Origin of the sequence: Microcoleus sp. SVA1B4 (assembly GCF_036700545.1) — a bacterium.
Lineage (GTDB): Bacteria > Cyanobacteriota > Cyanobacteriia > Cyanobacteriales > Microcoleaceae > Microcoleus.
On sequence record NZ_JAUBPB010000001.1, the window covers coordinates 95,600 to 107,301 of the forward strand.

Sequence of the window (11,702 nt, forward strand, 5' to 3'; positions counted from 1 at the left end):
CCGCAGATGAACGGGGATGGACGCGGATAGTTAGAGGTTGGTAAAATGAGCTAAATCTCGAAAATCTGCTGGTAGCTGATTTCTCTCTCCATCGGAGGTGTTTTGAAACAAAACAGTGAAAGCTCCTGCTCCTAGTCTATCTTGCGGCCACATCCGATAGCAAGGAATTTCTGTCAGGTGCGATCGATATTTTTCTAAATGAGGAACAGTGACTAGCCCAAATTCGGGGAATTTGCTTAACAGCCCTTCGCTGACTTGTTCATTTTCTGCTGTTGAATAAGTGCAGCTCATGTATGCAAGATAACTTTGGGGCGCTACAATTTTAGCAGAATTGGCTAAAATTATTTTTTGGCGATTGGCATTGCTGTTGATGGTGACATGATGAAAGCAGCCTGGTGCTTTGTCTCCTTTTGCTAAGAGTGATTGACGAGTACAAGGAGCATCTACTATTACTAAATTAGCCGTTTGTGGCATCTTTTCGGCAAGTATTTTTGAATCGACGTTGGCGGCGGCTGATGGTTGAATTTGGCAGCGTTTAAAATTAGGCTCGCGAATTAAATAACTTACAATTTTAATTGTTATTGTGGGATGGGCGGGACGCCCATCCCACTTTCAAGAGTGGAAGTTATTTAATTCTCATTCCTTAGAGATAAGCATTCCCATGCGTTTACCTATGGCTTCGTTGCACAACAGCAGTTCTGGGTTCAATGTTTTCCAAGCAAATATACTTTTTGCTCCGGGGGCGGCGCACATATCTAAGATTAGTTTGATTGGCTGGGGTATTGTTAACAATGTGGAGGCGGCGAAAATTGAGGAAAAGTCGAGACAGTTGTAATGTCCTGCTTGATGTAAGGAATGTTTTCCCGGCTGGGATTCTAAGGCTAGTCTATCTACAAATTGGGGTTGCCAAGAAACTGGAATTTCGAGATTAAATGGGTTTTATGTTGGTTGTGGTTGCAGCCACAAAATAGCAGGATTAAAAGCTTGGGGATTAGTGACGGCATGAATAAAGTTTTCTTGTTCGGCGGTGTCGGCAAATAAGCTGCGGCTGAGTTTTAGCAGAAAATTCGACAATTATTTTCCTGTTCTAGTAGATATGCTAAAATTGAAATTAGCAGTAAAAAATGTAGATTATATGAAAATTTTTACTAAAACAGTTATAGTTAACTTGGGAAGCATAGATGCAAATGTTATTGCGTCTATAAAACTCATTGGTTTTGATCGATCGAGTTGGGCTGCACCTGAGTATCAATCGAGATTTTTTTTGCCGATCGCACAACTCGGAACAATTCTCGAAGTGTATAATCTAGAAGCAAACTATTATTGTTTTAGCTGACCAATAAATATTACACGAGCCCGGTGAGTGAAAATACTCATAAACTCGCTTGTATCATAGCTGCTACGCGCTGAATAGTCTGTATAATATACTATGGTTTTTTGCCATTACCTAATTGACGACTAATGAGTAATGACTGAGGACTACTTACTAATAACGAAGAATCTATGAAAATTGTCTTTTTTGGCACTCCCGACTTTGCTGTTCCTACTTTATCCAGTTTGCTGAGTCATCCAGAATTTGAGGTAGTGGGTGTGGTGACTCAGCCGGACAAACGCCGGGGAAGAGGGAATCAATTGATGCCTTCACCTGTAAAAGATGTGGCTTTAAATCACAGTCTCCCGGTTTGGCAGCCGCAACGAATCAAGAAAGATGCTGAAACCATTGCTAAGTTGCGAGAAGCGCAGGCGGATGTGTTTGTGGTGGTAGCTTACGGCCAGATTCTTTCTCAAGAAATACTCGATATTCCTAGTTTGGCTTGCGTTAACGTTCACGGTTCAATTTTGCCGAAGTATCGCGGTGCCGCGCCGATTCAGCGCTGTCTTTTTGACGGGGAAAAGACAACAGGAATTACTACTATGCTGATGGATGCTGGGATGGATACTGGGGCGATGCTGTTGAAGGCTTTTGCTGGTATTTCACTGTTGGATAATGCTGATTCTTTGGCGGATAGGTTGGCGGAAGTTGGGGCGGATTTGTTGATAGAAACTTTGGTGAAATTGAGAGACGATAAGGTTAAAGCTGTTGTTCAAGATGATGCTGAGGCAACTTATGCGCCGATGATTAAGAGTGCGGATTATGTGCTGGATTGGTCGAAAAGTGCGATCGCCCTTCACAATCAAGTTAGGGGCTTTTTCCCGGATTGCACAACCAGTTTTCGCGGCAATTCTCTGAAGGTGATTGCTACTGTGCCCGTCGGGCCGGAATATTGGCTGCAAATGCCAGCGGATTTGAGAGTTTTGGAACGCGAATGGCCTGTTTTAGCCCAGTTGTCGGGCGCAAATGGGGAAGTTGTTAAGGTTGTGAAGGGGTTGGGGGCGATCGTCCAAACTGGCGATGGTTTATTATTGTTGCGGGAGGTGCAGTTAGCGGGGAAAAAGGTGCAGTCTGGGGTGGATTTTGCCAATGGAACTCGGTTGGCGGTGGGTGAGGTTTTTGGGAGTTAAATTGTATGTTTAGGGCGGGCAGGATGCCCACCCCACAATATTTGGAAGCAAAATCCTCCTGTAATTAGATGGGCGACAGTTACCTAAAATTCAACTAAAACTTCCTCCGTGCCGCCCAACAAACCCTGCGCCGCCTCTAACATACTCTCCGCAACATCTTTCAAATCTTCGCGACTTGCCAGATAAGTTTTCAAAGCTTCTAACGGTTCTATACTATTATTAGCATTCAATTCTGGCAACCGCGGCCTCGCTAACTGACTGACTAATTCCGGCTGGATTGTGTAGCTGTGCGCTTCCCCCAGAAGTGTGTGCAATTCTGCGTTGTCGATTAAATCTAATTGTTCCGATCGCAATTGGTAAATTAATCTCACAACCGCATCTTGTATCTCTTTCTTGCTAATAGCTTTAACTAACTCGGCTTGCGGATTTTCCGATTCGGAAACATTCACTTTAATCGTCTGAAACACCCGCACTGGCAAAGCGCAAAATTCCCACTCTGCTTTCCCCCGTTCCAAATTAACTAACACAAAACCTTTATCTTCTTTCTCTTCGCTAAAGTCAACTCGTTCGATACTTCCGGGATAAATTACGGGCGGATTGTTGGAAGCATTGAGATTTTGGTGTTTGTGTACGTGGCCGAGAGCAACGTAATCAAAACAAGGGCGAGTTAGCATGGAAACGGGAATGTTAAAACCTTTGCCAACTGCTAAAAAACGCTCGGCGCCCAGACTTGCTTTATCTGCCATTAAGTGCGCTAAAAGTACGGTTGGTATGTCGGGGTTGAGGCGGCGGATTTCGCCTTCCATTGCGATCGTCAGTTTTTCGGTTAATAATTGGTTAACATCGCCCATAGACAGGCTTTCAGTCTCGGAACGTGTCATTAAGGTCGATCGCGTCAACCAAGGTAATGTTACCACCTGTACAGGCCCGCTGCGGGTTTGAATCAGGTGAGTGTCCAGGCGATCGCCTACAATAAACTTAGGTATCCCCAAAGTCCGATAAATCCCCAAACTCGCGCCGCCTTGTCCCTGGGAATGTTGGTCGTGATTTCCTACTAGCAAAACAGTCGGAATTTGCGCGTCCACCAAGCGGCTGAATTGGCAAGCAAAAGCCTCTTTAACAAACGGTGGAGGCGTCGAATCCGGGAAAGCATCGCCGCCGAATATAACTAAATCTACGGGTTCAGAAATTGCTCTATCCATACATTTGCTCAGCGTCGCCGCGAAGTCTTCCAGCCGCGTATTTAAACCGGTTTCTGGATTAATCCGACCGTGAGAAAAGCCGCTGCCCATGTGAATGTCTGAAAGGTGTAAGATTTTAATCATTGTTTTTTCTATTTGTTAGCTATCGTTTCGGTTCCTAGTGAGGACTTCAGTCCTCAGAAGAAAAACTTGCATTCCTGACTACGAACCAAAGAAATTTTTTTTTCATACATCACAATATGAGGCCGGGTACTTTTTGATAAACTTGTGCGATCGGGCAGCGAAAATCTATACTCGTTAACTCTAACTCCTCTCCTTGTCGGTAAGTCTGAGAAACCCAATTTCCCTCAGCGTTGACGCGAAAACACTCAATTTTGATTTCTGATTGAGTTATGAGTACGTATTCTTGCAAACTCGGAGAAGTTTGGTAATCTGCAAATTTATCGCCTCTGTCAAAAGCTGCCGTTGAGGGCGACAATACCTCAACTACTAAAGATGGATATAAAATGAAATCTTCAGTAGTTGAGGTATCCCTTTCGTCGCAAGTCACCGCTACATCAGGATAGTAATAGCAATTTGCCTCTTCCAGTCTGACTTTTATATCTGATGGTAAAACGATGCAGTCGGTGTCATCAAGATGATTTCCCAGCCGCCTTACTAAGTTACTAGCAATAATGATATGGGGCTTTTTTGCCCCTGTCATTGCATAAACGTGTCCGCGTCTGTACTCATGTTTGATCGGGCTTACTCGCTCGCCTTCTAGGTACTCTTCTGGAGAAATGTAGAAATTATTTTTGCTGATAACCATTGATTTTTACTCCGATGATTTTATCTGATACTATGTGTTTGAACTCACATATTCGGGGAAGGAAACGGCAGTGCCGTTTCCCTACAAATTTAACAAAACTCCAGAAATCGTGCGTGCCATAATTTGCCACTTTCCGTCAAACCCTGCGATCGCACTTTAATTTTGACACTTTTGGGGTTAGCCTCGTAGAGTCGGGCAATTTCCTGCATTTCCTCCCCGCTAAACCCGGTTCCCACGGTTCCTACTGGGACTAATTTGCCATCAATTTCTTGCGCTACTTTGACGGCACTAAACGGCCGCCCCGCAACTTTGGTCGCCGTCAAACCCACAATAAATAAATCGTGTTCTTGACAGTATTTAGTCCTCACCATCGGATATTTCTTAACATCTTTGCCGCCGACATATTGGCAGTTGTGCAACACCCAAACTTCGCCTTCTCTATTTTCAGATTCCTGCTGATTTGCCAGGACGAGTTTTTCGGCGGTGGTGCGAAATGTCGGTACAACTTCAAAGGCTGGGGATAAATTCGCCAGCATTTCGCCAACTTCAACTCCCGCTGCAATTCGTTCGGATTCTGCCACGGGAGTTAAATCATTTCCTTTGAAAAACAAACTTTTAAAAATGCCATAAATTGCGTTGGGCTGGATTGTGGGAAAACCGCTTTCAATATTAACGGTAGCAGCTTGCGCGCCGGTGCGGTGTTCGCTGCCGGTACAGCTTTTGTAATACAGTTCGCCGTCTAAAATAAAGGTGCCAATTTTAGCGGCTGTGTCGATTAATGTGCGATCGATCTCAACCGATGCCTGTTGCCGCAGGTTAGTCGATCGCGATTGGTAGTATGCTTTATCTGGCGTCGCGATGACCACTACTCGATTGCCGTCGCGCTTTGGCTGTCCCCAATAATCGGGATTTTCGATGTAATAAGAACGTTCACTCGGCGCGTCAACTGGCTGCATCGTGACAATCCTTCCCGGCTGCAAATGCGGCGGCAATTCGGGAACTACGGGGTTATTAACAGTCTCTATTTTTGGGGCGGAAGTTGATTTTGCAGCAGGAGCAAGATTGGTGGTAGAATTGTTTGGAGGATTGAGGGCGATCGGCTTTTCTCCGGTTTCCAATTCAAACGCTCTTTTCCAAAAGCCGATCGCCATTTCGGGGTATCCTTCCGACTCCGCGCACAGTGCAAAACCAATAACTTTTGCCGTACCGATGCCGCGCCCGTAATCAGCTAAATACTGCACTGCTCCCGCTTCTCCCATCAAGTGCAATTCTCGCTGAACAATGCGATTGTTCCAGCGTTCTCGAATGTCGCCGCTAATTTTTTTGGCTGCTTTTCGCTTGGCTTCTGCGTATTCGGTGCAGTCCATACTGCCTCCTTTATGTAGGGCTATTTCTATACTATACTAAAGCTTGATTTATTAGTCAATCCTAATTGGAAAATTAGTTGGTGTGAATAAATTTAACTTTTTCATTGGTGAACTAGATTTATTTTTTTACCGCAGAGGCGCAGAGGGCACAGAGGAAGAGCAGAAAGAGAGTAATCTAAACTCTCTAATCCCCAATCTAAAATTGATATTAGGTAGCCCCAAAAAATGCTACTGTAGGCAAGAGCGAAACGATGATAATCATCCCTCCCTAATCTAAAATCTAAAATCTAAAATCTAAAATCTAAAATTGTATGATTATCCCCTGGCACCTGTTATCACTTGGAAAAATTTAGGCGTGTACCTTTGTAAAAGACTACCCGCAGCCAGCGTTAGTAAAGTGGAAATTGTCAATATCAACAAATAGTGTATCATGACAGTTATCGAATTTGGCGTTTTTGACAATTTCTCAAAAACTTCCTTCAAAACTGTTACCGTCGGTTCGTGAGAAGCATAAACAAAAAATGCCAAACCCGAAAGATTTAAACACACCTTTTGCAGCTTCCCACCTACCAAATCGGCAGCGCACCAAATCGCCATCGTACCTACTACTCTGGTGCAGCATTCAAACAGGTGTTGGAAAGTTTCTATTTCGGATGTTTGCATTATTGCCAGCACAACAGCCATCGCTAAGTATATGCTTACGATCAAACTTTTTCGTCGATTGATCCAAGTTAAATCCAATTTTTGAACAGCAATCAGACATCCCAAATAAAAGAACAGTGGCCCCAACCACTGGATTTTAATAAAACCAAGTTGTAATTTCAGCAACCAAGGCGCGGCAAACAAAGCCAAACCTAGATAGGGTATCTTTCTAGCTACCAGTAAAAATACCGGAGATAGAATCACCATCGCGATTAAGTCCCGGACATACCAGAAATGAAATGCGATCGGATAACCGTTTCTGTACCCCGTCAAACAATCTATAAAATTGGCGAAGCTGTAGTCTTCAATGTATTTTTTGTAATGACCTTGAATAATAGAACTTGTTGCCGGTATGTTCAAGACAATTAAGACCATTGCCAATAAAGCTAAGTTCCAAAATAAATAGGGAACCAGGAGAGTCCAAAACCGAGACTTGAGCTTTTCTTGGTAAGAATTTAGCGATAAGTTAAAAGTTTTGAAAAAAAGAAATCCTGAAATAACAAACAAAAAAGAAACGCAGGAACCACCCCAAGTGCTCGCAATAAAAGTCTGGAAAAATTTGTCAGCATATCCCACAGAATTTATAGACGAGTGAATAGTAACAATCCCAATAATTAGGGGGAGACGTAATAATTTAATTTTCCCAGAAATTTCAGGCGTAATTTGCATTTTTTACTGACCGAGTGTATGGATAGATCGACCTGTATTTACATTGAGATGGCAAATTACCGTAATCGGTTTGCCGTCAATGCTAAGATAACATCGGATCGCGCATTGCGACCAATAAAGCCGTGAGTTGTGTCTTACTCGCGTTGAGTTAGCCCAATGGCGATCGCAGGTTCGAGAATTTAAGATCGAGTTTAATCTTACTGTTATGATGCGATTGATTTTGTACAGCAAACCCGGATGCCACTTGTGCGAAGGGTTGCAAGAAAAACTCGAACAGATTGAAAGCCTCCAGTTTCAACTCGAAGTCCGAGATATTACCGAACGCGATGACTGGTTTCAAGCTTATCAGTACGAAGTTCCAGTTTTGTTTAAAGTGCAGCCTCAGCCCACAAATTCTGTTGGCGAGGCTGCATTCTCCCCTGAAGAAGTGTTACCCCGTCCTTCTCCCCGCTGTAGTGTCGCCCAATTGGAGCAAATGTTACAGAAATATTTGCAAATCGATCTGTCACAATAATACAATTTACCCAAAAACTCAGGTTTTAATCCTGACTTCGGGGTGCTCGGTGTGCAGCTTACTCTAGGGCGAGAGCTTTTACACCGCGCACCAAAAAAACTTAGGCTTTGCACCGCCCACAGCAAAAACCTGTAGAGAGTGGCTCAAACAATGTGTTCCGCCAGTCATATTCAAGACATCCAAGTGAGGAGTTTTTCAGATGAAATTGAGAGAATTATTAGCAGCAGTTCCCAGCATTTCCTTTGACGCCCAACATCCCGCCCTCGATGTCGAAGTCAAGGGTTTATCCACTAATTCCCACGCTTGTCAGGCGGGCGATTTGTTTTTGGGAATGCCGGGAACTCGGGTAGATGGCGGAGATTTTTGGCAAAGTGCGATCGAATCTGGTGCACTTGCCGCCATAATTTCCACCCAAGCAGCCGAGAAGACACCCCCCCAACCCCCCCTTGCTAAGGGGGGGCTAGAAGAGGTTCCTTCCCCCCTTAGCAAGGGGCTAGAAGAGGTTCCCTGCGTCATCGCAGCAGCGGATATGGCTCAAGTTTGCGGTCAAATAGCCACTGCTTTTTACGGCAATCCAGCTAGCAAATTAAAACTTGTCGGCGTTACCGGGACTAACGGCAAAACTACAACCACTCATTTAATCGAATTTTTGCTCAATGAAATGCAGTTGCCGACGGCAATTTTTGGTACGCTTTATACTCGCTGGCCGGGATTCCAACAAACTGCACTTTACACCACACCTTTTGCAGTTGACCTGCAAAAGCAATTAGCAGAAGCTGTAGTCGCCGGATGCAAACACGGGGTAATGGAAGTCAGTTCCCACGCTTTAGCGCAACAGCGAGTTTTGGGGTGTAGTTTTGAAGTTGCTGTCTTTACAAATTTGACTCAAGATCATCTCGATTATCACCGGGATATGGAAGATTATTTTGAGGCTAAATCGCTTTTGTTTGGTTCGGATTACCTCGCAAATCGCGCTGTGATTAATATTGACGATACCTACGGGCAGCGGATAGTTGAAACCCTCAAATCTGACCTAGTTTGGAGTTACAGCACTAGCGACAAAACGGCAGATTTGTATGCTTCAGATTTGCAGTATCAGCCTAATGGAGTTACGGGAATGCTGCACACTCCCAAGGGTGAAACAGCTTTTTCTTTGCCTTTAGTCGGTCAGTTCAATTTATCAAATATGTTGGCTGCTGTTGGTGCTGTTTTAGAATTGGGTTTAGATTTGTCCGCAATTGTGGAGAAATTATCTCAGTTTTCGGGAGTTCCGGGACGGATGGAACGGGTGCAAATTAGTCCCGACCAAGATATTAGCGTTATTGTCGATTACGCGCACACTCCAGACAGTTTGGAGAACTTGTTGAAGGCGTCGCGGCCGTTTATTCCGAGTAAGATGATTTGCGTGTTTGGCTGCGGTGGCGATCGCGATCGCACTAAGCGGCCGATCATGGGTAAAATTGTGGCAGAATTAGCCGATTTAGCTGTTGTTACTTCCGACAATCCGCGCACGGAAAATCCCGATCGCATTTTGGAGGATGTTTTAGCAGGAATTCCCGCCACAGTAAAGCCGATAGTGATGTGCGATCGAGCCGCTGCAATTCGCACTGCTATTATGGACGCTAAACCGGGAGATGGCGTGCTGATTGCAGGGAAAGGACACGAAGATTATCAGATTTTGGGCACCGAAAAAGTCCATTTTGACGATCGAGAACAAGCGCGAGATGCCTTGAAAGCCAGAATGAATTCGGTTAAATGAATTCGGTTAACAGTTAACAGTTAACTGTTAACTGTTAACTGTTAGCTGTTCGTGGGCTGTGAAATTTGTTGTATTTTTAAGTATTGATAGGACGATAGAATCTGATTGGCACTAGATTATATCTGATTAATCCTGAGACTAAACAACTCAAACTCATTGACTGTTGTATTTCTGCACTGGGAGAAGGAACGGAGTTTGTCATTGAGATTTTCATTGATTAAAACTAATGACTAATGACTAATGACTAAGCACTATTGCAGCGGCAAAAATACCGTCATCACCTCGCCCTTTTGGGGTCGCTGGCGAATTACCAACTTCCCGCCAGCAGCCCGAAATAAATTCTTAGTCACGCTCAAATTTAAACTCAAACTTCCCGTCTCCGGCTGCACCATCAACAAAGGCCCGATCGATCGCAAAGGAGCATTCGCCGCTTGTGCAAAAGTCGAGGCGACATTACCTTCAGGTAGGTGTTCCGATTCCAACTGCAACTTTAACTGATTGCCCGCCAATGTCACCTCCACCTGAATGCGACTCCCGGAAGGCAAAGTTCGAGTAAAATTCTCAATTAAATTAGTTAAAACCTGATCCAACATCGTCGGATCGCTGACTACCGCCGGCAACTTTTTCGGCACAATCACTTCCAAAGTGTGGTTTCGCACAGTCGCCTGTTTTTGCCAGCGGGGAATGCTATTTTGTAGCACTTCACCGAGGGACATTGCTGTTAGCTGCACGCCAGAATTTTTAGCTTGCGACATTTCCAATTCCACGGCGCGGAAAATTAAACTGAAGCGATCGATCTGAGTGGTGCACTCAGCATCAATCATTTCCAAACGCTTGACCACCACCGGATCGAGTTTGGGACGTTTCAGCAGCAATCGAGTCAGCGTGCGAATAGTAGCCAAAGGAGTGCGGACTTCGTGGGCGATCGCCTGTAGCAATTCCACCTCTTTAGTAGCGAGAGGCATTGGAGATTTGCAGTTGATATCTGTAGCCGATAACTTGTGATGTCTATGGTTCAAACCATCATCACTTCTTTCATCCTTTATCCTGCCTGCTTCATCTTTCCCAATTGGCAAATTATGCAACAGCAAGCGGCTGAACTGCATCACTGTTTGATAATTTGGCTCCACAGGAAAAAACTGCTGGAACAGCGCGTCTAATTTAGTAGAATTATTAGTTAATTTGCTAACTGGTAAATTGAAGCTACCGTCAGAATTGGCAAGCAAACATTCGCTTTCAGTCACCCTGCGCCGCAAAACTTCCCAAGCTTTGGCGACTACTTGCGGATCGAAAGAAAATAGAAAAGCCGGAATTCCCGCAGAATTTTCACCCAAAACCATCACCAGGCTAAAACTAGCAGTTAAAACCAAACAAAACTGCTCGTTGGCTAAGGGATCGCCACTTGCCAAAGCCAAAGCCGGGGCCGTCGCAGGTACTGAGGTTTGCACATCAGCCGCCGGCATTAAAGCTAAAGTTTGTCTGGCCCGAAAAGACCACAAAGCTGCATCGTTGTCGGGAATACTGGTAAAAATCCAATTGGCAAAGCCGTTGGCCAAAGCGGGGTGAGTCAAAACCGAAGATGGGCCCGACAACACCAATCCCTGACAGGAATTGGAGATTGTCGATCGACCATTTGCTCGATCGGCATCTGTTTTTTGTCCTGCTTTTTGCCGATCGAGCATTTGATTCAAAGCTGCGATCGCCCCGTACCATTCCTGTTGGGCTTTGGGCCGAGAAGCCCCACGGCTTACAGGACACCGATGGCGGTTGTTTCCTCCCGCCAACTTAGCATCAAAGAGACTGAGGTCATTTTCTTGGCCTTCGGAGGCTAAAATTTCGCTTATTGTCGGTAAAAAGTAAGTATTCACAGTTATAAACCCACCTTCGGAGGCATGAAGGGTGAAGTATTTATGTATAGGAAAGTTCAGGAGTTAGGAGTCAGTCGATTTTAGATTTTAGATTTTAGATTTTAGATTTACCCCACAGATGCAATCTGGGAGATTGAACTTTGGTCTAAAATTTTTATCTTTCCACGACAGGAGTACGTGGCACGGTATCCGTTTTTGGGCCGGGTCAAGCACCAGCACGATCGAAAAATCCCGCATAATTTCTTGCGCCTTCCTCCTAACTCACAGGATATCCACATTTGTCAACTAAGGATATTGGCAGAACCGTACCA

General features: G+C 44.6%; 12 protein-coding genes. 5 read left to right on the plus strand and 7 right to left on the minus strand.

From position 1 onward, the window contains the following. Window positions 1-30 precede the first annotated feature (30 nt). Window positions 31-582, minus strand: coding sequence for a hypothetical protein (locus QT987_RS00405; protein WP_333236519.1), 552 nt, complete (start codon window positions 580-582; stop codon window positions 31-33). A gap of 79 nt (window positions 583-661) precedes the next feature. Here QT987_RS00405 and QT987_RS00410 point away from each other — a divergent pair, with 79 nt between their 5' ends. Beyond that, window positions 662-835 carry a hypothetical protein gene (locus tag QT987_RS00410; RefSeq protein WP_333236305.1) on the plus strand — a complete coding sequence of 58 codons (174 nt, stop codon included), beginning with the start codon at window positions 662-664 and terminating at the stop codon, window positions 833-835. A gap of 104 nt (window positions 836-939) precedes the next feature. Here QT987_RS00410 and QT987_RS00415 read toward each other — a convergent pair whose 3' ends face one another. Beyond that, window positions 940-1,074: a hypothetical protein gene (locus QT987_RS00415; RefSeq protein ID WP_333236307.1), complete on the minus strand. Its 135-nt coding sequence runs from the start codon at window positions 1,072-1,074 to the stop codon at window positions 940-942. A 61-nt stretch (window positions 1,075-1,135) separates the two neighbouring features. On the opposite strand from QT987_RS00415, the gene QT987_RS00420 reads away from it, so the two are divergent. Together QT987_RS00420 and fmt are read left to right on the plus strand one after the other, a co-directional pair. After that, complete coding sequence (locus QT987_RS00420; RefSeq protein WP_333236309.1) at window positions 1,136-1,336, plus strand: hypothetical protein; 201 nt, start codon at window positions 1,136-1,138, stop codon at window positions 1,334-1,336. A gap of 167 nt (window positions 1,337-1,503) precedes the next feature. Continuing rightward, window positions 1,504-2,502 (plus strand): methionyl-tRNA formyltransferase, encoded by a 999-nt coding sequence (gene fmt / locus QT987_RS00425; RefSeq protein ID WP_333236311.1) that lies wholly within the window; start codon window positions 1,504-1,506, stop codon window positions 2,500-2,502. 83 nt (window positions 2,503-2,585) lie between these two features. Here fmt and QT987_RS00430 read toward each other — a convergent pair whose 3' ends face one another. From QT987_RS00430 to QT987_RS00445, 4 genes are all read right to left on the minus strand, one after another. Then, window positions 2,586-3,827 (minus strand): exonuclease SbcCD subunit D, encoded by a 1,242-nt coding sequence (locus QT987_RS00430; protein ID WP_333236313.1) that lies wholly within the window; start codon window positions 3,825-3,827, stop codon window positions 2,586-2,588. Window positions 3,828-3,936: 109 nt separating this feature from the next. Then, window positions 3,937-4,512, minus strand: coding sequence for a Uma2 family endonuclease (locus QT987_RS00435; protein ID WP_333236315.1), 576 nt, complete (start codon window positions 4,510-4,512; stop codon window positions 3,937-3,939). An 89-nt stretch (window positions 4,513-4,601) separates the two neighbouring features. Then, window positions 4,602-5,879, minus strand: a complete 1,278-nt coding sequence (locus tag QT987_RS00440; protein WP_333236317.1) for an ATP-dependent DNA ligase — start codon at window positions 5,877-5,879, stop codon at window positions 4,602-4,604. A gap of 315 nt (window positions 5,880-6,194) precedes the next feature. Further along, window positions 6,195-7,250: an acyltransferase gene (locus QT987_RS00445; protein ID WP_333236319.1), complete on the minus strand. Its 1,056-nt coding sequence runs from the start codon at window positions 7,248-7,250 to the stop codon at window positions 6,195-6,197. Window positions 7,251-7,458: 208 nt separating this feature from the next. Between QT987_RS00445 and QT987_RS00450 the strand changes: the two genes are divergently transcribed. Together QT987_RS00450 and QT987_RS00455 are read left to right on the plus strand one after the other, a co-directional pair. After that, a complete protein-coding gene (locus QT987_RS00450; protein WP_333236521.1) occupies window positions 7,459-7,764 on the plus strand; it encodes a glutaredoxin family protein in 306 nt (101 codons plus the stop codon). Window positions 7,765-7,963: 199 nt separating this feature from the next. After that, window positions 7,964-9,523 carry a UDP-N-acetylmuramoyl-L-alanyl-D-glutamate--2,6-diaminopimelate ligase gene (locus QT987_RS00455; protein WP_333236321.1) on the plus strand — a complete coding sequence of 520 codons (1,560 nt, stop codon included), beginning with the start codon at window positions 7,964-7,966 and terminating at the stop codon, window positions 9,521-9,523. Window positions 9,524-9,774: 251 nt separating this feature from the next. On the opposite strand, the gene QT987_RS00460 is transcribed toward QT987_RS00455, so the two are convergent. Further along, window positions 9,775-11,391 carry a HAMP domain-containing sensor histidine kinase gene (locus tag QT987_RS00460; protein ID WP_333236323.1) on the minus strand — a complete coding sequence of 539 codons (1,617 nt, stop codon included), beginning with the start codon at window positions 11,389-11,391 and terminating at the stop codon, window positions 9,775-9,777. Between the last annotated feature and the right edge of the window lie 311 nt (window positions 11,392-11,702).